20 protein-coding genes and 1 pseudogene are annotated in these 23682 nt (G+C 60.4%); 10 read left to right on the top strand and 11 right to left on the bottom strand.

Annotation, left to right across the window (positions count from 1 at the left end; genetic code table 11):
* The first annotated feature begins 383 nt into the window (after window positions 1-383).
* The 7 genes from ACOYXH_RS09350 (at window position 384) to ACOYXH_RS09320 (ending at window position 7918) form a co-directional block, all read left to right on the top strand.
* A complete protein-coding gene (locus tag ACOYXH_RS09350) occupies window positions 384-737 on the top strand; it encodes a hypothetical protein (protein WP_371043960.1) in 354 nt (117 codons plus the stop codon).
* 320 nt (window positions 738-1057) lie between these two features.
* Window positions 1058-2017, top strand: coding sequence for an AAA family ATPase (locus ACOYXH_RS09345; protein ID WP_007913915.1), 960 nt, complete (start codon window positions 1058-1060; stop codon window positions 2015-2017).
* A gap of 5 nt (window positions 2018-2022) precedes the next feature.
* Complete coding sequence (locus tag ACOYXH_RS09340; RefSeq protein WP_150652195.1) at window positions 2023-2967, top strand: DUF58 domain-containing protein; 945 nt, start codon at window positions 2023-2025, stop codon at window positions 2965-2967.
* Complete coding sequence (locus ACOYXH_RS09335) at window positions 2964-3476, top strand: DUF4381 domain-containing protein (protein WP_460064233.1); 513 nt, start codon at window positions 2964-2966, stop codon at window positions 3474-3476. The genes ACOYXH_RS09340 and ACOYXH_RS09335 overlap by 4 nt, the downstream gene beginning before the upstream one ends.
* Entirely contained in the window at window positions 3469-4548 is a 1080-nt protein-coding gene (locus ACOYXH_RS09330; RefSeq protein ID WP_095050115.1) for a vWA domain-containing protein, read from the top strand. The genes ACOYXH_RS09335 and ACOYXH_RS09330 overlap by 8 nt, the downstream gene beginning before the upstream one ends.
* A complete protein-coding gene (locus ACOYXH_RS09325) occupies window positions 4545-6284 on the top strand; it encodes a tetratricopeptide repeat protein (RefSeq protein WP_460064231.1) in 1740 nt (579 codons plus the stop codon). Before ACOYXH_RS09330 ends, ACOYXH_RS09325 begins: the two co-directional genes overlap by 4 nt.
* Window positions 6281-7918, top strand: coding sequence for a BatD family protein (locus tag ACOYXH_RS09320; RefSeq protein ID WP_460064229.1), 1638 nt, complete (start codon window positions 6281-6283; stop codon window positions 7916-7918). Before ACOYXH_RS09325 ends, ACOYXH_RS09320 begins: the two co-directional genes overlap by 4 nt.
* Window positions 7919-8030: 112 nt before the next feature.
* Here the strand turns inward: ACOYXH_RS09320 and ACOYXH_RS09315 are convergent, their stop codons facing one another.
* The 3 genes and pseudogenes from ACOYXH_RS09315 to ACOYXH_RS09305 form a co-directional block, all read right to left on the bottom strand.
* Window positions 8031-8333, bottom strand: a complete 303-nt coding sequence (locus ACOYXH_RS09315) for a hypothetical protein (RefSeq protein ID WP_007916505.1) — start codon at window positions 8331-8333, stop codon at window positions 8031-8033.
* Window positions 8334-8507: 174 nt separating this feature from the next.
* The gene (locus ACOYXH_RS09310) at window positions 8508-8960 is read right to left on the bottom strand and encodes a hypothetical protein (protein WP_460064227.1); all 453 of its coding nucleotides are present in this window, start codon (window positions 8958-8960) and stop codon (window positions 8508-8510) included.
* 219 nt (window positions 8961-9179) lie between these two features.
* Window positions 9180-10766 (bottom strand): annotated as a pseudogene (locus ACOYXH_RS09305) (two-partner secretion domain-containing protein); the annotation flags it as partial.
* Window positions 10767-11172: 406 nt separating this feature from the next.
* On the opposite strand from ACOYXH_RS09305, the gene ACOYXH_RS09300 reads away from it, so the two are divergent.
* Genes ACOYXH_RS09300 through ACOYXH_RS09290 form a run of 3 tightly spaced genes read left to right on the top strand, consistent with a single transcriptional unit; the run spans window position 11173 to window position 16636 of the window.
* Window positions 11173-12417, top strand: a complete 1245-nt coding sequence (locus tag ACOYXH_RS09300) for an exonuclease SbcCD subunit D C-terminal domain-containing protein (RefSeq protein WP_093437857.1) — start codon at window positions 11173-11175, stop codon at window positions 12415-12417.
* A complete protein-coding gene (locus ACOYXH_RS09295) occupies window positions 12414-16055 on the top strand; it encodes an AAA family ATPase (protein WP_460410551.1) in 3642 nt (1213 codons plus the stop codon). Before ACOYXH_RS09300 ends, ACOYXH_RS09295 begins: the two co-directional genes overlap by 4 nt.
* Window positions 16052-16636, top strand: coding sequence for a glutathione S-transferase (locus tag ACOYXH_RS09290; protein ID WP_460410550.1), 585 nt, complete (start codon window positions 16052-16054; stop codon window positions 16634-16636). The genes ACOYXH_RS09295 and ACOYXH_RS09290 overlap by 4 nt, the downstream gene beginning before the upstream one ends.
* A 135-nt stretch (window positions 16637-16771) precedes the next feature.
* Here the strand turns inward: ACOYXH_RS09290 and ACOYXH_RS09285 are convergent, their stop codons facing one another.
* The 8 genes from ACOYXH_RS09285 to ACOYXH_RS09250 all read right to left on the bottom strand — a co-directional run bounded on the left by ACOYXH_RS09285 (window position 16772) and on the right by ACOYXH_RS09250 (window position 23657).
* Window positions 16772-17029, bottom strand: coding sequence for a hypothetical protein (locus ACOYXH_RS09285; protein WP_102902177.1), 258 nt, complete (start codon window positions 17027-17029; stop codon window positions 16772-16774).
* Window positions 17026-17238: a hypothetical protein gene (locus tag ACOYXH_RS09280; protein WP_093437841.1), complete on the bottom strand. Its 213-nt coding sequence runs from the start codon at window positions 17236-17238 to the stop codon at window positions 17026-17028. Before ACOYXH_RS09280 ends, ACOYXH_RS09285 begins: the two co-directional genes overlap by 4 nt.
* A gap of 373 nt (window positions 17239-17611) precedes the next feature.
* On the bottom strand, window positions 17612-17791 hold the full coding sequence (locus tag ACOYXH_RS09275; RefSeq protein ID WP_007917967.1) for a hypothetical protein: 180 nt from the start codon (window positions 17789-17791) through the stop codon (window positions 17612-17614).
* Between the two features lie 156 nt (window positions 17792-17947).
* Window positions 17948-19123: a lactonase family protein gene (locus tag ACOYXH_RS09270; RefSeq protein WP_460410548.1), complete on the bottom strand. Its 1176-nt coding sequence runs from the start codon at window positions 19121-19123 to the stop codon at window positions 17948-17950.
* The gene (locus ACOYXH_RS09265) at window positions 19110-19421 is read right to left on the bottom strand and encodes a DUF5629 family protein (protein ID WP_134173684.1); all 312 of its coding nucleotides are present in this window, start codon (window positions 19419-19421) and stop codon (window positions 19110-19112) included. Before ACOYXH_RS09265 ends, ACOYXH_RS09270 begins: the two co-directional genes overlap by 14 nt.
* A gap of 156 nt (window positions 19422-19577) precedes the next feature.
* Window positions 19578-21158: an aldehyde dehydrogenase (NADP(+)) gene (locus ACOYXH_RS09260; RefSeq protein ID WP_258709696.1), complete on the bottom strand. Its 1581-nt coding sequence runs from the start codon at window positions 21156-21158 to the stop codon at window positions 19578-19580.
* 9 nt (window positions 21159-21167) lie between these two features.
* On the bottom strand, window positions 21168-22160 hold the full coding sequence (gene araD1, locus ACOYXH_RS09255) for an AraD1 family protein (protein ID WP_186624254.1): 993 nt from the start codon (window positions 22158-22160) through the stop codon (window positions 21168-21170).
* 174 nt (window positions 22161-22334) lie between these two features.
* Entirely contained in the window at window positions 22335-23657 is a 1323-nt protein-coding gene (locus ACOYXH_RS09250) for an MFS transporter (protein ID WP_077573249.1), read from the bottom strand.
* Window positions 23658-23682: the final 25 nt, after the last annotated feature.

Here is a 23682-nt window from a genome sequence, read left to right as displayed (position 1 = left end):
GCTGGACGGGACACTCAGGTCACATTCACCTTCCATAGAATGAGCATCTGCAAAAGCGACTGCCAGCGGTGCCGACAATGCCTTTACGGGTGCTCATCCGTTGCGCAGCTTAAAGGGTGCGACAATGTGTCTGCTTGCGGTGCTGCGACATATTCGGTCATTGGCACGTAAACCGAGGGTCTGGCACCGGTAAACACTAGCAGTCGTGGTGGAAAATGCCGGTCTGAATGCCCGTTTTTACGGTACATGCGTGCCAGAAATGACCATTGATCCATGTCGCGTTCACGACACATCCTCTGACACTCTCACATGCAGAAATTCCCGAGGACTGGCAGAATCGCGCCCATTAGCGACCAACACGCCCCTCGAGGCAGGAATTGACCATGCAAATGACCACCGCCCTACTGATCGTCAACCCGTGCGATGACGAAGAAGACAACATGGCAATGCTCTGCTGCCACAGCGACAAGGGCGACATGTTCCTGATGAGCCGCTACCCGGATGAGGATGAGCTGGAGATCACTCTGGATGGCGAACCTTCGACGCTGGACGGGGTGAAAGTCACCCTGACTTCGAATCTGTTGAAGATCGAGATTGCGGCGGCGGATGCCGATGCGTTGAATGGGGACGATGTGCTGGAGATCAGCTTTAACCCGGACATGGTTGATCTGGATGAGGTTGTCGAGACCTTGACGAATATCCTTGATGGGACGGGTACCTTCATTAACGAAGTTTGATGGCGTCCAGACTGGCCTCATCGCTGGCAAGCCAGCGCCCACAAGTATCAGCGGTGTGAATGCGATCTATGCAACACATCGGTCCCTGTGGGAGCTGGCTTGCCAGCGATGAGGCCTTCACAGACAGCCAAAAGATCGCAGCCTGCGGCAGCTCCTACATTGGAATGCAATCACCTGTAGGAGCTGCCGCAGGCTGCGATCTTTTGCCTTTTTCTACAAAATGCCGTTAGTCGCCACCCCCCGCGATGGATTAAAGTAACGCCCCCAGCCCTGGCGTTATCCGGACGCCTGTGGCCACCCCTTTCCAGGAACAGTCACCGATGGAACATCGTGAAGCGCTGCTGGCGCTGCGAACCTTTCTTTCAACGCAGATTCTCGGCCAGGAAAAACTCATCGAGCGTTTGCTCATCGCCCTGCTCGCCGACGGCCACATGCTGGTCGAGGGTGCGCCGGGTCTGGCCAAGACCAAAGCGATCAAAGAACTCGCCGAGGGCATCGAAGCCCAGTTCCATCGCATTCAGTTCACCCCTGACCTGCTGCCGGCCGACATCACCGGCACCGAGATCTATCGCCCGGAAACCGGCAGTTTCGTGTTCCAGCAAGGGCCGATCTTCCACAATCTGGTGCTGGCGGACGAAATCAACCGTGCCCCGGCCAAAGTGCAATCGGCGCTGCTAGAAGCCATGGCCGAGCGTCAGGTCAGTGTCGGTCGCAGCACTTACGAGTTGTCGCCGCTGTTTCTGGTAATGGCCACGCAAAACCCGATCGAGCAGGAAGGCACGTATCCGCTGCCGGAAGCACAGCTCGACCGTTTTCTGATGCACGTGAAAATCGGTTTCCCGGACGCTGCCGTCGAACGCCGTATCCTGCAGCAGGCTCGTGGCGAAGCGTTGAACGGTGAAACCAAGCCTGAACGCCGCGTGAGCCAGCAGGCAATCTTCGCCGCGCGCAAGGAAATCCTCGGTCTGTACATGGCCGACGCCGTGGAGGAATACCTCGTGCAACTGGTCATGGCCACGCGCAACCCGGCCAAGTTCGACCCGGAAATGGCCGAGTGGATCGCCTACGGCGCCAGCCCGCGCGGCTCGATTGCTCTCGACCGCTGTGCCCGCGCTCACGCCTGGCTGGCCGGTCGCGACTTCGTCAGCCCGGAAGACATCCAGGCGGTGCTGTTCGATGTGTTGCGTCACCGCATCATTTTGTCGTTTGAAGCCGAAGCCGCCGGCATCGATCAGGATCGGGTGGTGCAGCGGATTCTCGACGTCGTAGCCGTCGCTTGACCCCCATGAACGCCCCCCTGCCGTCCGAACCGGGTATCCGCGTCAGCCTCGCCGAGCTGATCGAGATGCGCCACCGCGTGCGTGAAGTGCAGCTGTTTTCCACGCCGAGCCAGCGCAGCCCGCTGATCGGCCTGCATCACTCGAAATTCCGTGGCCGTGGCGTGGACTTCGATCAGGTGCGGGTTTATCAGGCCGGCGACGACGTGCGCACCATCGACTGGCGCGTAACGGCGCGCACGCAAGAACCGCACACCAAGCTGTTCCATGAAGAACGCGAGCGGCCGATTTTCATCATGGTCGAGCAAAGCACACGGCTGTTTTTCGGTTCTGGGCTGATGTTCAAATCGGTACTGGCAGCGCAAGTGGCGGCTTTGATTGGTTGGGCCGCGCTGGGGCATAACGACCGGGTTGGCGGGCTGGTGTTCGGCGACAACGAGCACTACGAAATCAAACCACGGCGCAGCAAACAGAGCCTGCTGCAACTGCTCAACCGTCTGGTCAAGGTCAATCAGTCGCTGCACAGCGAGCGAGAGCCGGATCGTGATGCGTTTGGCGTGGCCCTGCGCCGTGCCCGCGAAGTGTTACGCCCGGGCAGTCTGGTGATTGTCATCTGCGACGAGCGTGCGTTGTCCGACAGCGCTGAACAACAATTGAGCCTGCTCTCGCGCCATTGCGATCTGTTGATGCTGCCGATTTCCGATCCCCTCGATCACGCCCTGCCCGCCGCCGGTCTTCTCCGATTCGCCGAACGCGGCGCGCAACTCGAACTCGATACGCTGAATTTCGACCTGCGCCAGACCTATCGCGCCCAGGCCGAAGCACGCATCGCGCGCTGGGAATTGCTCGCGCAAAAATTGCGGGTGCTGCTGATGCCGCTGAGCACGCAAAGCGAAATGGTCGAGCAGATGCGCGAATTCCTCAATCCGCAGCGTCCGGGGAAAGGTCGATGAACGGCCTCGAACAACTGCAACCGCTGATCTCGCCGCCACCGATTGCCTTCTGGCCGCCGGCGCCGGGCTGGTGGCTGCTGCTTCTGTTGTTGCTGCTTCTGTTGTTGCCGCTGCTGGGTTTCGCCGTTTGGCGTCTGCGCCGTTTCATTCCGATGAAAAAACGCCCGATTGTCCGCGCCGAACAGCCGCTCGACCCGGTGCGCATTGCCGCCCTCGCCGAACTGGCGCAAATGCCCAAACCCTACGACGGTGCTCCGGCCGGGGCGTGGTTGCAGCAACTCAACGGCCTGCTCAAACGCCTGTGCCGCAACCACTATCCCTACAGCCAGAGCCACACCCTCAATGGGCGTAAATGGCTGGCCTTTCTCGACAACCGTTGCCCGGCGGCGGGCCTCACCCGTTGGATGGTGCTGGTCGAAGGCGCCTATAAACCGGAGTGCAAACTCGATGACAAAGCCATCGCCGGCCTGACCCAAGCGGTCGATACATGGATTCGCAAACATGTTTGAGTTCGCCTGGCCGTGGATCTTTGTGCTGGTGCCGCTGCCGTGGCTGATGCGTCTGGTGCTGCCAGTGGCCGACAGCGGCGAGCCCGCGCTGAAAGTCAGTTTCCTCGCCGACCTCGAAGGTCTCGCCCGCCGTCGCGCTCGGGCTAATCTGCCGGCGTGGCGTCAACAGGCGCCGTTCATGCTCTTGTGGCTGTTACTGCTGACCGCCGCCGCCCGCCCGCAATGGCTCGGCGAACCGCTGCCGATTGCTGCCAGTGGGCGTGATCTGCTGGTGGCGGTGGACGTGTCCGGTTCGATGGATTTCCCGGATATGCAGTGGCAGGACGAAGAAGTCAGTCGGCTGACGCTGGTGCAACATCTGCTCGGTGATTTCCTCGAAAGTCGCGATGGCGACCGTGTCGGCCTGATCCTGTTTGGCAGTCAGGCCTATCTGCAAGCGCCGCTGACCTTTGATCGCCACACCGTGCGCGTCTGGCTCGACGAAGCGCGCATCGGCATTGCCGGCAAGAACACCGCCATCGGTGATGCCATCGGTCTGGCATTGAAACGCCTGCGCCTGCGTCCGGCGCAAAGCCGTGTGCTGATTCTGGTCACTGATGGCGCCAACAACGGCGGCGAGATCGATCCGCTGACGGCGGCAAAACTCGCTGCGAGCGAAGGCGTAAAAATCTATCCAATCGGGATTGGCGCCAACCCTGAGGACAGCGGTTCGACCGGCCTGCTCGGCGTCAATCCGAGTCTGGATCTCGACGAGCCGGCGCTCAAAGCCATCGCCGAAGTCACCGGTGGCCAGTATTTCCGTGCCCACGACGGCAAAGAACTGCAAGCAATCAAAGATACCTTGGACCAACTCGAACCCGTGACCCAACAACCGACCCAGGCCCGCCCGGCACAAGCCTTGTATCACTGGCCTCTGGCGCTGGCGCTGTGGTTGAGCCTGTTGCTGGTCGCGCGTGAATTGTGGCCGGACAACCCGCTGCAACGCCTGTTCACCAAGGAGCTGTATCTGCAAAGTCCGCTGCCTGACTGGCGTGAGCGCCTTAAGCGCTTGCGTCTGCGGAGGCGCCGATGATCGCGCTCTGGCCGCACTGGTTCCGTCCGTGGTGGTTGCTGTTGCTACCGCTGCTGGGCTGGCTGATCTGGCAACTCTGGCATCGGCAGAAGCGCGCCGGGCGCTGGCAGATGATTTTGCCGCCGGCGTTTCATGCCACCCTGCTCAGCGGCGGCAATGGTCGCGACAGCAAACTGCCGTGGATCGCCCTCGGCGTGGCATGGCTGCTGACGGTTCTGGCGCTGCTCGGGCCGAGTTGGGAGCGCGTCGAACAGACCAGCCAGAAACCCGCCGATCCGTTGGTGGTGGTACTGGAACTGACCCCGGAAATGCTCGCCACTGACTCGCCACCGACGCGGCTGGAACAGGCGCGGCGCAAGCTCTTCGATCTGCTGCAGGCACGCAGCGATGCGCAGACCGCCATCGTCGTCTATGCCGGCAGCGCGCACACGCTGGTACCGCTGTCGGATGACCTGGCGACCAGTCGTAATTTGCTCGATGCCCTGAAACCGTCGTTGATGCCTGAAAGCGGCCATCGTGCCGATCTGGCGGTGAACAAAGCGCTGGCCCTGCTGAAACAGGGCGCGCTCGGTCAGGGACGGATTTTGTTGATCGGCTCGTCATTGAACGAAGAAGAACGCCAAGGCATTCGCCGCGCCCTCAGCGGACAATCTGCGCAGTTGTTGATGCTCGGCGTCGGCACCGCCGAAGGTGCGCCAATCGCTCAAGAGGACGGCAGTTTCCTCAAGGACGAACAGGGCGCGATTCGCGTGCCGCAACTCGACAGTCCGGGCCTGAGCGCTTTCCTCAACAGCGTCGGCGGCGAATACCACCCGGCCCGCCTCGACGAAGCGGATCTTGGCGCGCTCGGCCTGCTCAACGGTCCACGCAGCCTGCGCGACGACGGCCAGACCGTGCGCCTCGATACCTGGGCCGATCAAGGTTACTGGCTGCTGTTGCCGCTGTTGCTGCTCGCGGCGTGTGCCGGGCGTCGCGGCTGGTTGTTCTGCCTGCCGTTGCTGTTTTGCTTGCCACAGCCGAGCTACGCTTTTGACTTTGAGGATTTGTGGCTGCGCCCCGATCAACAGGGCCTGCACCTGCTCAAACAGAAGCGCCCGGCCGAGGCCGCGCAGCATTTTGACGATCACCAATGGCAAGGGGTGGCGTTGTACGAGGCCGGCGACTACAGTGGCGCCGCCCAGCGCTTCGCCGAAGGCAGCGATGCCCGCGCCCACTACAATCGTGGCAACGCCTTGGCGAAAAGCGGTGAGCTGGAAGCGGCAATCGACGCCTATGAGCAGGCACTGGAACAGCAACCGGATTTACGCCCGGCGCAGACCAACAAGTCGCTGGTGGAAAATCTGCTCAAGCAGAAAAACGCCCCCCCGCCCGCCGAGCCGGACACCAAGCCAAGCGAGCAGCAAAGTCTGCCGGGCGACGAACCAGCGCCCGCGACCACGCCGCCACCGGCGGTAAAAAGTGAAACCCAGAGCGAAGCGCAACCGAGCGAATCGGCCAGCGAACCGCCACCGACCACGCCGCCGCAGCCAGGCCCGAACGAAGTGCCGGGCAGCGATGAGGAAGAACAAACGGACACCGTGCCGACGCTGCGCCCGAGTGAAGACAACCTCGAAGGCGAGCAACGCCAGGCACTGGAACAATGGCTGGGCAAGATCCCGGATGATCCGGGCGAACTGCTGCGACGCAAATTCTGGTACGAACAGCAACAACATCAGGATCAGGAAAACACTCGATGACCCGCTTCACCGCTCTCTTGCTGCCCCTGCTGCTCTGCACGGCCACCGCCCAGGCGGCCGAGCTGACCGCCAGTGTGGATCGCAGTCGCCTGAACTCCGGCGAGACGGTCGAACTCACCCTCGAAACCAGCGACGTCACCCAGTTCGGCAAACCCGATTTGACCGCACTGGAAGCGTTGTTCGAAGTGCGCGGTACGCGGCAAGTCAACCAGCTCAACACCCTCAATGGCGACAACCCCGCGACCACGCGCTGGATCATCACCCTGCTGCCTAAAGAGAACGGCAGCGTGGTGATTCCACCGCTGCAACTGGGCGACGCGCAGAGCCAGCCGATCACCGTGCAAGTGGTCGAAAGCGACACCCGCGAGAACCAGAACAGCCTTGATCCGGTGTTCATCGAGGCCAGCCTCGATCAGTCCAGCGTGTATGTGCAGGCGCAGGCGATCCTGACGTTGCGCATCTACCATTCGGTGTCGCTGTACGACGACAGCAGCCTGACGCCGCTGCAAATCGCCGATGCGCGCATCGAACAGCTTGGCGACACGCGTACCTACGAAAAAGACCTCAACGGTGTGCGCCATGGCGTGATCGAAATGCGCTATGCGATCTACCCGCAGCACAGCGGTTTGCTGACCATCGCGCCGCAGACCTTCAGCGCCACACTGGTCGACACGCAGCCGTCTCAGGACGCCAATGCACAGGGGCCGAAACCGGGCAAACTGATGCGCGTCAGTTCTTCTGAAATCCCCCTGACCGTCAAACCCAAACCCCTGACCTATCCGGTCGACGCGCCATGGCTGCCCGCGCGCAGCCTGAGCCTCAGCGAAAGCTGGAACCCGGAACCGGAACACACTCAGGTCGGTGATTCCCTGACCCGCAGCCTGACGTTGAAAGTCGAAGGCCTGGCCGCCTCGCAATTGCCGGCGCTGCCCGCCACCGACGTCAACGGCCTGCGCCGCTACCCCGACCAACCGGTGCTGAGCAACCAGAGCACTGACCGGGGCATTGTCGGCACCCGCGAAGAACGCGAAGCCCTGGTGCCAAGTCGCAGCGGCGCCATCGAATTGCCGACGGTGGACGTGGTCTGGTGGAACACCTTCGAAGACCATCTGGAACACAGCAGCCTGCCCGCGCGCACGCTGCAAGTGGCCAACAACCCAAGCCTGCAGGTCGACACCCCGGCCGGCAATCTGCAACCGAGCGCCGTCGATAACGATGTGTTGTGGTGGTGGAAACTCAGCACGCTCGTCCTCGCCTGCACCACCCTGCTCGGCTTCGGCCTGTGGTGGCGTGCGCGTTGGCAACCGGCGGTGCATCGCGCCGCACAAACCGGCCCGAGCCCGCGCACATTGATGGATGATATCAAGCGTGCGAGTCAGGCCAATGACCCGCAGGCGACGCGGCAGGCACTGGATGCGTGGGCGCGGCAGCAGCCGGAAACGCTGGCGGACATGGCGGCGCGGTTTGTGCCGTTGTCGGATGCGCTGGATGGGTTGAATGGTGCGCTGTACAGCGAGACGGGGCAGCATTGGCAGGGTGAGGATTTGTGGCGGGCGATCCGGACTATTCCGGCGGCGGAACGGGTGCAGGATCCGGTGGGTGATAGCGGGTTGCCGCCGCTTTATCCGAAGTAAAAGAAAAAAATCGCAGCCTTCGGCAACTCCTACAGAGGGTATGTGTAGGCGCTGCCAAAGGCTGCGATCTTTCGATTTTGCTTTAGGGATAACAGGCAGAAGACAATCGGAATCAATAGTCGAATTTCGTTTTCACTTGTTCGCCTTCGCGATAGGAGAGAACAAATGCCTTCCAGGGCTCACCGCGAGCGACTGCATGCTCGTGTAATTTTTCTACAAGCGCATAGATTTTCGAATGATTGAAATCAGTTTCAGCGTCCCAGATTTCTGAGCCATTTTTTTCAACGGCGAGGTCTGCCTCCATATAGTTACCCCCCCATTCAACGCGGTATCGAAAGGCGTCATAACCGTGAACAATTCCGGCCTCAACCAGCTGAAAAATAGCTGTCACAAGTTCAAAATCTTCAGCAATCACTCTCTCACCTCCGGAAATTGATTGTTCCAATCATCCCCTCTTCTAAATGTGTGCGGAAAAACTCGACACAGTTGGCCTCGACATCCTGTCAACTTCAATCGCCCAATCCCAAGCAACTAGTTCAACCGCAGAACCGGCAGAACCGGGGCAGAACCGGGGACAGCCCACGTTTATTTAAACGTAGTCTTCCCCATTTACCGCAGAACGAACATGTTCCGCAAGTCCAATTAAATCCTTGTATGCCAGCGGAGCAAGTAAAGGTTCATGAATGGACAAATAGACCGCTGCCGTCATGTTTGCTTGCAGAGCACACTCACCCACCTCCCACATCCTTGACGGTGCAATCATCCAGTTAATCCCGGGTAGCCCTTCGCGTGACCGGCCAACAATCGACCATGATAAAGCCCCCTTGTAGCCTTCCACGGCGACCTTCAACTTGTCGATATCAACCTTGCTAATACACTCAAACCTGAAAGCGATGAAGGGTGGCAGCGCAGAATGATCCTCCCGCTGCATTTCATTCCCCACCCTTACTTTTGGAAAACGCTGTTGATACTTTTGCCACTCCAATACGCCAATTTCAGCAATAACAGTCAGGAGATGGCCTTCTTCATTCACAACTGTCATAAATTAAAGACCTTTGATCCCTCGAGACAGACCACGTTTATTTAAACGTGGTCTGTCCCATTATCCTCCGGTATGAAGGAGGAAACGCTTCGAGATGCTGCCACGAAGCGCAGGCAACGAAGCGTAAAACGGGGACAGACTACGTTTTCGGAGGGTAAAACGGGGACAGAATACGTTTTTGGAGCACTTTCTAAACGTGGTCTGTCCCATTATCCTCCGCAAGGTCTGTTTGGCGCCGATCTTGCCGGTGCGGTTGTTGATCGCGCCGATCGCATTGATATCGAGCAGACGGCCAGCGCTCATCAGGCCGGCAACGTTATCCAATGATGTGACGTTGAGAACCACGTCGGTCTGGCTGCTGAGTTCGCCGTTGCTGTTGATCAACTGGCCGATGTTGGCGGTGAGGCTGGCGTTGCTGTTGATCACACCCTGACTGTTCAGCACCTGAGCGGCGTTGAGGTTCAGGGTGGTGTTGCTCTGCACTTTGCCGGCGTTGCGATTGTCCAGCGTGCCGGCAGTGATCGCGGCGGTTTGCCCGCTGAGCGTACCGCTCTGGTTGTTCAGGGTTTGCGCGGTGTTGACCGTCAGGTTGCGGCTGGCGGTGAGCGTTTTGCCGGTGTTGTCGAGGTTTTGCGCGGTGAGGCTCAGATCACCGCTGGCATTGCGGCTGCCGTCGGCGTTGACGCCGGCATCGATGGCGCCGGCGTTGGTCAGTTGGCCGCCGGCGCTGAGGCTGATGCTGTCGCGAGCCGCGAGGGTCTGGCGGTTGGTCAGGTTGCCCTGGGTTTGCACGTTAACGCTGCTGCCGGCGTAAACCGGGCCGCGTGCATCAAGGCTGGCGGCCTTGACGTTGACCGCGCCGGTGGCCGAGGTTTCTGCGAGGCTCAACTGGCCGTTGGCGTCGAGCTGGATATCGCCACCGCTGGCAATCAGTTTGCCGTCGAGTTTCACCCCGACCCCGGCCTCGGTGCCGACCAGTTTGATCGCGCCGGCGTACATGCCGCCGAGCGCTGAAGAGTCGATGGCCAGTTGCGGTTTGCCGCTGCCGTCATCGGCTCGGGCCGTAGCATTGAGGGTTTGCGCGTTGACGTCGTTGCGACCGGCGACAATCGTCAGGTTCTGCGCCTGAATCTCGGCGTTGATCTTTGCGCTGCGGGTGATGATCTCGAAGCGGTCGACGTTGGTTGCATTAAGGCCCGCGCCCTCGATGGCCACCGTGCCCTGATCCACCTGAAAGCGATCCAGACGACCGTTGTCGAGCACTGGTTTGCCGGTGGTCAAGGTCACCCGTGGCGAGTTGATGAAACCGCAGCCATTACAGGTGATGCCATAAGGGTTGGCAACGATCACCCGCGCCGACTGCCCCGCCACTTCGGTGTAGCCGCGCAACTGGCTCGGATTGCCGCTGATGACTTCGTTGAGAATCGCCTGCGCCGAACCGCTGTTCTTCAGGTTCGGGTTGTCGATGATGTGCCCGCCCAGCTGCGTCAGATTATTCTGCGTCGAGCCGTTGTTGAGGATCAGCCCCTGCGCACCGACGTTGTAGTCGTGGAACTGGTTGTGCGACAGGCCGCTGGCATTGGGCGTGGCGATATTGATGATCGGCACGCCGTTGCCGGCGCGATCCAGCGAGGTGTTGGGGTTGGCCACGACAATGCCGTCGGCCTGCGCCCACATCGGTTGCCAGAACATCACGTTCGCCAACAGGAACGCCAGGCCGCGCTTGGGCATGCCGAGGAATGACTCGCGGGATTTCATGGCAGCAGCAGGCTGACGAGCGAGAAAGGCGTACTGGCGAACGTCCATGTTGAAGATCTCTTTACAACGGCAGTAATAGTTGGATTGACGGCAGGCGCACTACTTGCTGATGGCGCCCACACGGGTGCGATCAGAGCAAATGACGGGTATAGAGAGATGACGTAATGACGATGTCGATCTCGGAGCAGGCCGTGAAACGGCCCATTGCACCCAGTAATAGCGCATTGATATCAAAATAGAGGCGCGATATTAGATGGCCACTATTTTGGCGTCAATTTCTGAATCACTTGAGCTGTCGCTCCCGATGAGCGGTATGTGTCAAACCGCGCCCTGCTGAATAGGCGTTGGCCTGCACAACAAGCCCTCGCGCCGCAATAATCTGTAAACTCTCCCCTCTTTCGCCGCCCATCATTTCCCCGCGGCCATCACCTCTTTAAATGTTGCGGAGTCCACCTTGCGTCTGTTCCACACCTCCGACTGGCACCTTGGGCAAAACCTGCACGGCCAGGAGCGCGATTTCGAGCATGCGTGCTTCCTCGAATGGCTGCTGCGCCAACTGCAACTGGCGCAGCCGGATGTGCTGCTGATCGCCGGGGACATCTTTGACACGGTCAATCCGCCGGTCAAAGCTCAGGAACGCCTCTACGACTTCATCGTCAGCGCCCACGAACAGCAGCCGTTGCTGACCATCGTGATGATCGCCGGCAACCACGACTCCGGTTCGCGGATTGAATTGCCCGCGCCGTTGATGCGCCGTTTGCGCACCCACGCGCTGGGTCGGGTGCTGTGGCTGGATGACGGGCAACTGGACGCCGACCGCTTGCTGTTGCCACTGCCAAATGCCCAAGGCGAAATCGCCGCGTGGTGCCTGGCGCTGCCGTTCCTGCGTCCGGCAGAGGTGACGGGCGCGCATCTGGGCGACAACTATCTGCGCGGCATCGGTCAGGTGCACGAATGGCTGATCGAAGCGGCCAACGCCAAGCGCCAACCCGGTCAGGCGCTGATCGCCATCAGCCACGCGCACATGGCTGGCGGTTCGGTGTCGGAAGATTCCGAGCGCAGCCTGATCATCGGTAACGCTGAAGCCCTGCCCGCCAGCCTGTTCGGGCCGAGCATCAGTTATGTCGCCCTCGGCCATTTGCACAAGCCGCAGAAGGTTAATGGTGAAGAGCGGATTCGCTACAGCGGCTCGCCGATCCCGTTGTCGTTCTCGGAGATCAGCTATCAGCACCAGATTCTCGACGTCACCCTCGACGGCGAAACGCTGGTCAGCGTCGAGCCGAAACTGATCCCGCGTTCGGTCAATCTGCAGCGCATCGGCCCGGCACCGCTGGCCGAGATTCTTCTACAACTGGCGGACCTGCCGAACATCGATCTGCTCGCCGAAACCCAGCGGCAACCGTGGCTGGAAGTGCGCGTAACCCTCGACGAGCCACAGCCGGATCTGCGCCATCAAGTCGAAAGCGCCCTGCAAGGCAAAGCCGTGCGCCTGGTGCGTATCGCCGCTGAATACGCCGGTAATCGTGGTGCTGACGGCGTCGAAGACGGCACAGCGCTGATCGAACTCGACCAGCTCACTCCGCAGGAACTGTTCAGCCGCGCTTGGCTCGACAACTATGGCAGTGAGGTCGACGAGCAAACGCTGAAGGACTTCGCCGAACTGCTGCAAGACGTACAACTGGAGGGCGAGCAGCCATGAAGATTCTCGCCATTCGCTTGAAGAACCTGGCCTCGCTGGCCGGGCCTTTCGAAATCGATTTCACTGCTGAACCGCTGGCCAGTGCCGGTTTGTTTGCGATTACCGGCCCGACCGGCGCGGGTAAAAGTACTTTGCTCGACGCCTTGTGCCTGGCGTTGTTTGGCGCGGTGCCGCGTCTGAACAACACTGGCCGTGACGCCAAAGTCCCGGATGCAGACGGCGAAATTGCCACCGGCGACCCGCGCACCTTGCTGCGTCGCGGCACCGGCGAAGGTTATGCCGAAGTGGATTTCGTCGGTGTCGATGGCCGTCGTTATCGGGCACGTTGGGAAGCTAACCGTGCGCGCGAGAAGGCCGGCGGCAAGTTGCAGGCCAGCCGGCAGAGCCTGCGCGACATCGATCAGGATCAACTGCTCGCCAGCCAGAAAGGTGAATACAAAACTCAGCTGGAAGCTGCGCTCGGCCTGAACTTCGAACAGTTCACCCGCGCCGTGCTGCTGGCCCAGAGCGAGTTCAGTGCGTTCCTCAAGGCCGACGACAACGACCGCAGCGAACTGTTGGAAAAACTCACTGACACCGCGCTGTACACCCGTCTCGGCCGCCGCGCCTTCGACAAGACTAAAGAAGCCCGCGAAGCGCATAAGCTGTTGCAGGATCAGGCGACCGGCGTGACCCCGTTGGCGCCCGAAGCGCGGGCCGAGTTGGATGAGCGCTTCAATGCCGCGCAACAGCAAATGAAGTTGCAGCAGGCACAGCTCAAGCAGCTTGAGCAACAGCACGGCTGGCTCAAGGATTTACGTGTGTTGCAGGACGCGCAGCAAGCGGCCGCCGAGCAACTGCACAGCGCGCAACAGCATTCGGAAAGTCTGGCCGGCGAGCGGGTGAAACTGACGCGACTGGAGCAGCTCGGCACGCAGCGGCATCAGTTCGCGCGCAAAAGCGAACTCGATGCCCTGCTGACGCCACTGGCCGCGCAAATCGCCGCGCACACCCGGCAAAATGCCGAACTGACTGAGCGCCAGACGCAACTGGAGCAAACTCTGGAAGCGGCGAAAGTTGCCCTGAGCGAAGCGCAGCAACGGCAAAGTGAAAACGCGCCGCTATTGCGTCAGGCCTTCGAAGAGCAAAGCACCCTCGCCCGTCTGGCCAAGGATGTCGCGCAAAGTACCGAAGCCAGGCTCAATGCGCAGCAGGCTTGCACCGAAGGCCAGAACGCCATTCAAGCCTTGCTGGATAAACAGACCCAAGTCGCCGAACGCCTGCAACGCATCGCCGCTGAGCTGGAGCAAAGTACCCATCTGGCACCGCTGAGTGATGCGTGGAATGCCTACCGCGATCGCCTGCAACAGTTGATGTTGATCGGCAATCGCCTGAACAAGGGTCAGGCGGAACTGGCGAGCCTCGAAGAAAACGCCACGCGCAGCGCCGCAGAGCTGACCACGCAAAAGCAGCAACTGGAAGTACTGTTCAAAGAGGCCGGCGCCGAACCCGACGCCGTCGCTGAGCAGATCGGCATCCTCGGCACGCTGCTGCAGGACAACCGTAAACAACTGCGCGCCTTCGAAGACCTGTCGCGCCTGTGGTCCACGCAACAGGATCTGGACAAACGCAGCGCCGAGTTGCAACAGCGCCAGCTCAGCGCCCAGCAGGAACGCGAACGCCTGACTCAGGACGGCGTGAAAACCAAAGCCGAGCTGACCATCGCCGAGCAAACCCTCAACGTCACTCGCGAGCTGCTTGAACGCCAGCGTCTGGCGCGCAGTGCCAGTGTCGAAGAATTGCGCGCGCAGTTGCAGGACGATCAGCCGTGCCCGGTCTGCGGCAGCAACGAGCATCCCTATCATCAGCCCGAAGCGCTGCTGCAAAGCCTTGGTCGTCATGATGAAAGCGAGCAGGCCAACGCCCAGAAAGTCGTCGATCAGCTCAAGGAAAAACTCACTGAACTGCGCGCCGAAGTCGTTGGCGTCATTGCTCAGCAGAAAGAACTGCTGCAACAGCAAGAACAACTGGCCGCCCAGCAGCAAGCGTTGGCGCCGAGCCTCGACGCGCATCCGCTGTCCGCGCAGTTGTTCAATCAGGATGCCGACAAGCGCGATGCCTGGCTCGCCCGGCAAAGCGAGCAACTGAACCAGAGCATCACTCAGGACGAACAACGCCAGAACGCCCTGCTCACCCTGCAACAGGATGCCGCGCGGCTGACCCAGCAATTGCGTCAGGCCGAAACCGCGCATCAGCAAGCGGCGCAGCACCTGAGCAATCAGCAGCGCGAGTTGAGCAGCGATCGTCAGCGCCTCGACGAAGAACTGGCCGCGTTCGGCAATCTGCTGCCGACCGACACCCTTGAAGCCCTGCGAAAGGAGCCGGCGGCAACGTTCCTGCAGCTTGACCGGCAGATCGCCGAACGTCTCGCGCAGGTCGAACAGCACAAGGAAGAACAGGCCGAGCAACAACAGCGGCAACAGACGCTGGAGAAAGAACAGGACCGCCAACAGACCCGTGCACAGCAGTTGCTCAGCGCCGATCAGCAATTCACGTCGCTGACCGAGCAGCAGCTCACCTGCCAGCAGAAACTCGCGCAATTGCTTGGCGAGCACAGCAGCGCCGAGCACTGGCAGCAGCAGCTTGAGCAAGCGGTTGAGCAGGCGCGCAATGCCGAAACCGGCACCGCGCAGGAACTGCAAAGCGTGCGCACGCAACTCGTGCAGAACGCTGCCGAGCTTAAGGCGCAGCAGGAACGTTTGCAGGCACTGGAAGACGAAGCGCTGGATCTGGCCGGCAAGATTGCCGACTGGCGCGCCCGCCATCCGGAGCTGGATGACGGTGGCCTCGAAGACCTGTTGCGAGTTGACGACGCGCAAGTCGCCGAGCTGCGTCAGCGTCTGCAACACAATGAAAAAGCCATCGAACAAGCCAAGGTGTTGTTGCAGGAGCGTGACCAGCGTCTGCTCGATCATCAGGCGCAGCACAACGGCAACCTTGATGCCGAACAGCTCGCCAGCGCCCTCACCGACCTGCAGAACCAGTTCACCGTCAGCGAACAGCAATGCGCCGAAATGCGTGCCGAACAGGTCGAAGACCAGCGCCGGCAAAACGCCAATCAGGCGCTGGCGCAGCAGATCGCCTCGGCCTATGCCGAATATCAGCGCTGGGCGCGATTGAGTGCCTTGATCGGTTCTGCGACCGGCGACACCTTCCGCAAGATCGCCCAGGCCTACAACCTCGACCTGCTGGTGCATCACGCCAACGTGCAACTGCGGCAACTGGTCAAACGCTATCGCTTGAAACGCGGCGGCAGCATGCTCGGCCTGCTGGTGATGGACACGGAAATGGGCGATGAGCTGCGTTCGGTGCATTCGTTGTCTGGCGGCGAGACGTTCCTGGTGTCGCTGGCGCTGGCGTTGGGCCTGGCATCGATGGCGTCGAGCACGCTGAAAATCGAATCGCTGTTTATCGATGAAGGCTTTGGCAGCCTCGATCCGGAATCGCTGCAGCTGGCGATGGATGCGCTCGATGGCTTGCAGGCGCAGGGTCGCAAGGTTGCGGTCATTTCCCACGTACAGGAAATGCACGAGCGGATCCCGGTGCAGATTCAGGTACAGCGTCAGGGCAATGGTTTGAGCACCCTGGAGGTGAAATGAACACGCTGTATTCCTTCCGCCGCTGCCCGTACGCGATGCGGGCGCGGATGGCGCTGCGTTATTCGAACGTGCCGGTGGAGATCGTTGAGGTCAGTCTCAAGGCCAAGCCGGCCGCGATGCTGGCGATCTCGCCCAAGGGCACGGTGCCGGTGCTGGATGCCGGTGGGCAGGTGATTGACGAGAGTCTGGAGATCATGCGCTGGGCGTTGGCGCAGAATGATCCGCAGGATTGGTTGCTTGATGGCGACTCGCGGATTGCTGAATTGATCGAAGCGAATGATCAAGGGTTCAAAGTGCATTTGAATCGCTACAAGTACGCCGAACGTTACCCGGAGCAACCGATGGAGATTTATCGGGCTGAGGGGGCGCTGTACTTGCAGAGGCTGGAGGAGCTGCTTGAAGGTCGCGAATATTTGCTGGGCGATCATCCCAGCCTGGCGGATATCGCCCTGCTGCCCTTCGTGCGGCAGTTTGCCCATGTTGATCGTGAGTGGTTTGCGCAGACGCCTTATGTTCGCTTACAGGTCTGGTTGCTGCGCTTCCTCGAATCCGAGCTCTTCACTTCGATCATGAAGAAATAACCCTTACCTTCCTGCTTTGATCGTTCCCCACGCTCTGCGTGGGAATGCCTCAAGGGACGCTCTGCGTTCCAATCGGACGCGGAGCGTCCGGGGCTGCATTCCCACGCGGAGCGTGGGAACGATCAATCGTGTTGTCTATGCCAGCGCGTTGCACATGCCGAGTGCCATGCAATCTATCTCGAACGGCCCGAGAAAATCAGCCGAGACTTTTACCGGTGGATTGCCGGCCATCAGCCCCAGGGTATTCGCCCGTTCGATGTTGTGCGCGATGGTGTGATTGGCCTCTATGGCGCGGGCCAATGCACCCACCGAGCCTTGGCCGATTCCCAGTAATGAAGCGCCGTTGGTGAAGAACGCTAAACCGGCGACAACCCAAAGTCTGTAGCCTTTCATGCTCCGCCAACTCCTGCGAGTTCAGCCCGGTCGACCATCACGCTTTGCGAGCGAACTTCGAACTGTACGCCGGGGTGGGCGACTTGAATCGGCGCTTCGAAACTGTGTTCCATCTGCGAGGCGATGCTCACGACCAACACCACGGCCAGATAAAGACCGATGGCCAGGTAAGCGCCGCGTTTGGCTGAATGAAGGATTGCGCTGGCCATGGTGTTCTCCCGTGGGCATGTTTCGATGTCCACAGAATCGATCAAAAAAGCCGTGGCAACCACTCAGGGTTTTCCATAGTAAACATCAGCTTCGTTGATTATTTAGCCAGTCTATTTGCAGGTTTGAAAAAACCTATCAGGTCGCGAAAAACACGCGCACACGTGTAGGAGCTGCCGAAGGCTGCGATCTTTTGATTTTGCTTTTTCCGATCGTTCCCACGCTCTGCGTGAGCATGCAGCCCGTGACGCTCCGCGTCACTGGACGCAGAGCGTCCCTAGAGGCATTCCCACGCAGAGCGTGGGAACGATCAAACAAGATCAAAAGATCGCAGCCTTCGGCAGCTCCTACAGGGAGTTGTTCGAAGCGGGCATTTCAGTGTTGGGCTTTGTGATCCAGGGCGGCGTAGAAGTTGGCGCTCTGTTGCAGGTATTTCTGGGTGTAGCTCTGGGTGTGGGATTTTTTGCTGTTGATTTCAACGTTGGCACTGGCTGGCAGCACAACGGTGGCGGAGATGGCGGAAGCGGCAATCACGGAGAAGAGATTGAAGTTCATGGCGGTAACCCTCGTGTTCGGTTGGCTTGCTTGCCCGGTTGGGCTGTGAAGCAAACTTAACGCTCAAGGGTTGATCGCTTGAAATGCTTTGTAGCATTACCGGATATCAGCGCGATTAATACAAAGAGACAGGCCCCTTAAACCGGGGCCTGTGGCTTATTGTCGCACGATAAACTTGAGGTCGCTGGGCGCGTCCATCGGCAGTTTCTGCACGGTTTTGCCGAGCAGACCGGTCTTGCCATCGCGCTCGACGACGACAATTTCGTTGCTCTTCTGGTTGGCAATCAGCAGGAATTTGCCACTTGGATCGAGGCTGAACTCGCGCGGGTGATCACCTTCCACCGAGCGCTTTTGCAGTTCTTTGAGCTGGCCACTCGCCGGATCGATCGCGAACACCACCAGCTGATTAGCGGTGCCACGGTTGCTGACGTAGAGGAACTTGCCATCCGCCGAAGCGTGCAGCGCCGCCGCAGCCTTGTCCGAAGTCGGCTGGCCGGCGGCCAGATCGACCAGTTGCGTCTGGGTCAGCACGCCGTCGTGGTAGTCGAACACCGCGACCTGCGCGCTCATTTCCATGGTCAGCCAAGCGTGTTTACCGTCAGCACTGAACAGCAAATGACGCGGGCCGCTGCCGGCAGGCAACGCCACGGATGCAGCTTTCGCTGGGGTCAGCGGCAGCTCCGGGTTGGCTTTCGGATCGAATTGATAAATGAAAACCTTGTCCGCGCCCAGATCATTGGAGAACACGTAGCGGCCGTCCGGCGAAGAGACCGTCGAATGGACGTGGTTGGAGGCCTGGCGCTCCGGGTTGACCCGGCTCGCCGGGTGCGCGCTCATCTGCACCACCGGTTTGAGTTTGCCGTCAGCACCCACCGGCAGTACCGCCAGCGTTCCACCCGGGTCTTCCACCACCGAGTAGTTGCTGACGAACAGATGGCTGGCATCGCCACTGAGGCTCGAATGAGTCGGCTCGTTGCCCAGGCTCTGCACCTGATTGATCAGGCTCAGGGCGTAAGTCTTCGCGTCGATCGAATAGCTGCTGACACGCCCGACCGGATCTTTCTGGCCGGGGCCGTTTTCATTAACCACGAACAAGCGATGCTGGTCTTTGGACAGGGTCAGCCACGACGGATTTTCGCTCTTGACCACTTGCAGCGGTTTGGCGTCGATCTGGCCGGTGGCGCTGTCGAAGTTCATGCGATAGATGCCCTGGCTGGTGCCAGCGGTGTAGGAGCCAACCAGCAACTGGAAGCTTTCGGCGTACGCCGTGGACAGGCCCATGGCGCCGACGCTGCCGGCCATCAGCAGCGGCCAGAATTTACGCATTTTCATCAGATTCTTCCTCATCGTCGCTGCTGCTGATTACGTCACCGTGGCAGACCAGGCGGTGTTCGCCGATCGCTTTGGTTTCATTGAAATAACCGACGATCAGCCAGCTTTGCAGGGAGTCATCAAATGTTGCTGCTGCAACCTGAGCCGGAGTGAATTCCCAATGCTTGGCCGCTCGGCCATCGATGCATTCGATGTGCAGGTTATCGTCTTCATCGAGGGCGAATTCGAAGGCATGCAGGCCGTCGATTTCGACCATACCGCAGTGTTCGAGGGCGTTGAGAAGGGTTTGGGCAGTCATGGCAAACAGTCTTTCTAGGGGGGAAAGGGCCAATGATAGCTCATGGCGCTCGACTCCCCGAGTAGGAGCTGCCGAAGGCTGCGATCTTTTGATTTTGTTTTTTAAGATCAAGATCAAAAGATCGCAGCCTTCGGCAGCTCCTACAGGGGCAGCGTGTCAGAGGGCGTCGCGTGAGGGCTTGCCGTCGACGAGGCGCTGGATGCGCAGCGGGTTGGCGTTCTTCAGCGGCTCGGGCAGCAAGCTGTCCGGGTAATTCTGGAAGCACACCGGACGCAAGAAACGGTCGATGGCCAGCGTGCCCACCGACGTGCCACGAGCATCAGACGTCGCCGGATACGGCCCGCCATGCACCATCGAATCACACACCTCGACACCGGTCGGATAACCGTTAAGCAGGATCCGCCCGACCTTCTGTTCCAGCAACGGCGTCAGCTCAGGGAAACGTTCAAAGTCCGCCTGCTCGCCAATGATCGTCGCGGTCAGTTGCCCATGCAGGCCGTGCAATGCGGCACTCAGTTGCGCCTTGTCCGCCACTTCGACAATCACCGTGGTCGGGCCGAACACTTCTTCCTGCAGCACTTCATCGCCATCGATCAACAGGCTCGCATCGGCCTTGAACAATTGCGGCTGAGCCTGATTACCCTGCTGCGGATTGCCGGCCAGATGCTCAATGGCGGGATGCGCCAACAGTTTCTGCAAGCCATTACCGTAGCTGCCGAGGGTGCCGGCGTTGAGCATGGTTTGCGCCGGTTGATCACCGATCAAACCCGCAACCTGCTGCACGAACGCGCTGAACTCTGGCGAGCGGATGCCGATGACCAGGCCCGGATTGGTGCAGAACTGACCGCAGCCCTGCACCACTGAAGCAGTCAAGTCGCGGGCAACCGTTTCCGAACGCTCGGCAAGGGCCTGCGGCAGGACGATCACCGGGTTGATGCTCGACATCTCGGCAAACACCGGGATCGGTTGCGGGCGTGCAGCGGCCATGTCGCACAGCGCACGTCCGCCTCTGAGCGAACCGGTGAAACCGACTGCCTGAATCGCTGGGTGCTTGACCAGCCATTCACCGACGCCACCGCCGTAGATCATGTTGAACACACCGGCAGGCATCGCGGTTTTTTCCGCTGCACGAATCACCGCGTCAGCGACCAGCTCAGCCGTGGCCATGTGACCGCTGTGGGCCTTGAACACCACCGGGCAACCGGCGGCCAGCGCCGCAGCGGTGTCGCCGCCCGCCGTGGAAAACGCCAGTGGAAAGTTGCTTGCGCCGAACACCGCAACAGGACCGAGGCCGATGCGGTATTGGCGCAGATCAGGACGTGGCAATGGCTGGCGATCCGGCAACGGCAGATCAATCCGCGCACCGTAGAAATCACCCCGACGCAGAACCTTGGCGAACAGACGCATCTGCCCGCTGGTGCGTCCGCGCTCGCCCTGAATGCGTCCGGCGGGCAACGCCGTTTCGCGGCAGACCACGGCGACGAAATCATCACCGAGGGCATCCAGTTCATCAGCAATTGCGTCGAGAAACTGCGCGCGGCGTTCGGCGCTGAGGCTGCGATAAGCCGGGTACGCGACAGCGGCAGCTTTGGCCGCTGCGTCGACTTCCTCAACCGTGGCCTGAATGAAATCGTGCGGCAACTGCTCGCCCGTCGTGGCATCGACGGAGTGCAGTTTGACGTCGCCAGCGGCGCTGCGCTGACCACCAATGTAGTTGTGACCGAGAATCTGAGTCATGGGATCTCCTTAAAGGGTGCCGATGCTGTCCGGTTCAAATGCCGCCGGAACCGGGACGATGCCGTTGACCAGCGGGGCGCCGAATTCGGCCTGGCTGATTTCGAAGACGTCGCCCGGCTGGGTGCGGATGCCATCGGCGAACGACAGGGTCGCGGTGCCGAAGAAGTGAATGTGCACATCCCCCGGACGCAGGAACTGGCTGTACTTGAAATGGTGGTATTCGAGGTTGGCGAGGCTGTGGCACATGTTCGCCTCGCCGCTGAGAAACTCGTTCTGCCAGAGCACTTCGCCGTCACGCAGGATGCGACTGGTGCCTGCCAGATGTTGAGGCAGTTCACCGGTGCGAAGTTCCGGGCCGTAACTGCAACTGCGCAATTTCGAGTGCGCGAGGTACAGGTAATTCTTGCGCTCCATGATGTGATCGGAGAACTCGTTGCCCACCGCAAAGCCCAGGCGATAAGGCTTGCCGTCGTTGCCAATGAGGTAGAGGCCGGCCATCTCTGGTTCTTCGCCAGCGTCTTCAGCAAACGGCGGCACCGGGAACGGCTGACCCGGGCGAACGACAATACTGCCGTCGCCTTTGTAGAACCATTCTGGTTGCACACCGGCCTGCCCCGCCGCCGGTTTGCCGCCCTCCACACCCCATTTGAAGATGCGCATGGTGTCGGTCATCGCCGCTTCGTCGCCGGCCTGCTGGTGCATCTTGTCGCGGGCCGAGGCGCTACCCAGGTGAGTCAGGCCAGTACCGCTGACCAGCATGTGCGCCGGGTCCGGGTGATCGAGGGGCGGCAGGATGCGCAGTTGCGCGAGCAGTTCGGCGTAGTCGTGGCTGATGCCGAGGCCGAGGATCTGCACTTGCTGTTCCAGCGTGTTGCCGGCTTCGATGGCGGCGAGCGCCAGATCGCGCACGCTGCGCGCGTCTAGCACTTCGCGCACCAGATCGTTGTCGACCACGCCGACGCGGCGTTCGCGGTTGCTTAATTCGAATTGAACCAGATGCATATGTCCTCTCCTTTACACAAAACTTCGAAACACTGCAAAACCCTGTGGCAGCTGGCTTGCCAGCGATGACGGCGGCACATTCAGCATTAATGTGTCTGACAGATTGCTATCGCTGGCAAGTCGAGTCGTCGCACCGCAGCTCCCACAGGTTCGGTGGTGATGGGTCGATGGGGTTCAGGTTCGGGTAGCGCCACGGGCGCTGGCGGCAAATTGGTCAACCGGCAGGACGTGTTTGCGTTCCAGCACGCGGTAGACAACGCCAGTCAGGATCAAGCCGAACACCATCACGCCCGACAGGAAATACAGGCCGGACGCGAGATTCCCGGTGTACTCCTTCAACGCCCCGATCACGAACGGCCCGATGTATCCGCCCAGGTTCCCTACCGAGTTGATCAACGCGATCCCCGCCGCCGCACTCGCACCGGCAAAGAAGCGCCCAGGCAAGGTCCAGAACACCGCTGTGCAGGAAAACAGCGCAAACGCCACCAGACACAACGCCGCCAATTGCGCCACGGGCAGCGACAGCCACGCACTCAGGAACAAGCCAATCGCGCCCAGCACATAAAGTACAGCCAGATGCCCGTAACGATCATTCAAACGATCGGAACTGCGCGGGATGATGAGCAAGCCGATGATCCCGAAGATATACGGCACCGACGACACAAAACCGGTGACCAGATCACTGCCGCCGAACTGTTTGATCAGCGTCGGTAACCATAGACCGAGGCCATAAATGCTCAACGTCACCGGCAGATAAAACAGCGCCAGCAGCAACACACGTTTGTCTTTCAGCGCATGCAGCGGGTTGCCGTGGCGGGTCTGGCCGTACTCCTGCAGATCCTTTTTCAGCTCACCGGTCAGCCAGTCTTTCTCGGCTTGATCCATCCATTTCACTTGTTGCGGACCGTCAGGCAACCAGCGCAGCACTGGCCAGGTCAGGAGGATCGCCGGGGTGCCGATGACGATGAACAGCCACTGCCAGCCGTGCAGGCCAAGGACGCCGTCCATGCCGAGCAAACCGCCGGACACCGGGCCGGTGATCATCATCGCGATCGGCTGGGAGAGGATGAACAGGCCAAGGATCTTGCCGCGATGGCGCACCGGGAACCATTGGGTGATGTAGTAGAGAACGCCGGGGAAGAACCCCGCCTCGGCCGCGCCGAGCAGAAAGCGCATCACGTAGAAACTGTGCGGGCCCTGAACGAAGGCCATGCCGATGGTGATCGCGCCCCAGGTGATCATGATCCGCGCAAACCAGCGCCGTGCGCCGAAGCGTTCGAGCATCAGGTTGCTGGGGATTTCGAGAAGGAAGTAGCCAATGAAGAACAGCCCGGCACCGAGGCCGTAGGCGGCGTCGCCGATGCCGATGTCAGCGCCCATGTGCAGCTTGGCGAAGCCGACGGCGGAGCGATCCACATAGGCGATCAGGTACAGCAGGATCAGGAAGGGAATCAGTTTCAGCGTAATGCGCCGGATTAGCCGCAGTTCCTGGCTCATGAGATCGGTCTCCGATTGTTGTTTT

It is taken from the genome of Pseudomonas sp. Mb7, assembly GCF_054790525.1.
The sequence above is the reverse complement of the archived record's forward strand: the minus strand, read 5'-3'. Positions and strand labels throughout refer to the sequence as shown.

Coding starts and splice junctions, on each gene's coding strand:
- ACOYXH_RS09350 (WP_371043960.1), top strand. CDS start 384: ATGCAAATGACCACCGCCCTACTGATCGTCAACCCGTGCGATGACGAA.
- ACOYXH_RS09345 (WP_007913915.1), top strand. CDS start 1,058: ATGGAACATCGTGAAGCGCTGCTGGCGCTGCGAACCTTTCTTTCAACG.
- ACOYXH_RS09340 (WP_150652195.1), top strand. CDS start 2,023: ATGAACGCCCCCCTGCCGTCCGAACCGGGTATCCGCGTCAGCCTCGCC.
- ACOYXH_RS09335 (WP_460064233.1), top strand. CDS start 2,964: ATGAACGGCCTCGAACAACTGCAACCGCTGATCTCGCCGCCACCGATT.
- ACOYXH_RS09330 (WP_095050115.1), top strand. CDS start 3,469: ATGTTTGAGTTCGCCTGGCCGTGGATCTTTGTGCTGGTGCCGCTGCCG.
- ACOYXH_RS09325 (WP_460064231.1), top strand. CDS start 4,545: ATGATCGCGCTCTGGCCGCACTGGTTCCGTCCGTGGTGGTTGCTGTTG.
- ACOYXH_RS09320 (WP_460064229.1), top strand. CDS start 6,281: ATGACCCGCTTCACCGCTCTCTTGCTGCCCCTGCTGCTCTGCACGGCC.
- ACOYXH_RS09310 (WP_460064227.1), bottom strand. CDS start 8,960: ATGACAGTTGTGAATGAAGAAGGCCATCTCCTGACTGTTATTGCTGAA.
- ACOYXH_RS09295 (WP_460410551.1), top strand. CDS start 12,414: ATGAAGATTCTCGCCATTCGCTTGAAGAACCTGGCCTCGCTGGCCGGG.
- ACOYXH_RS09290 (WP_460410550.1), top strand. CDS start 16,052: ATGAACACGCTGTATTCCTTCCGCCGCTGCCCGTACGCGATGCGGGCG.
- ACOYXH_RS09285 (WP_102902177.1), bottom strand. CDS start 17,029: ATGAAAGGCTACAGACTTTGGGTTGTCGCCGGTTTAGCGTTCTTCACC.
- ACOYXH_RS09280 (WP_093437841.1), bottom strand. CDS start 17,238: ATGGCCAGCGCAATCCTTCATTCAGCCAAACGCGGCGCTTACCTGGCC.
- ACOYXH_RS09275 (WP_007917967.1), bottom strand. CDS start 17,791: ATGAACTTCAATCTCTTCTCCGTGATTGCCGCTTCCGCCATCTCCGCC.
- ACOYXH_RS09270 (WP_460410548.1), bottom strand. CDS start 19,123: ATGAAAATGCGTAAATTCTGGCCGCTGCTGATGGCCGGCAGCGTCGGC.
- ACOYXH_RS09265 (WP_134173684.1), bottom strand. CDS start 19,421: ATGACTGCCCAAACCCTTCTCAACGCCCTCGAACACTGCGGTATGGTC.
- ACOYXH_RS09260 (WP_258709696.1), bottom strand. CDS start 21,158: ATGACTCAGATTCTCGGTCACAACTACATTGGTGGTCAGCGCAGCGCC.
- araD1 (WP_186624254.1), bottom strand. CDS start 22,160: ATGCATCTGGTTCAATTCGAATTAAGCAACCGCGAACGCCGCGTCGGC.
- ACOYXH_RS09250 (WP_077573249.1), bottom strand. CDS start 23,657: ATGAGCCAGGAACTGCGGCTAATCCGGCGCATTACGCTGAAACTGATT.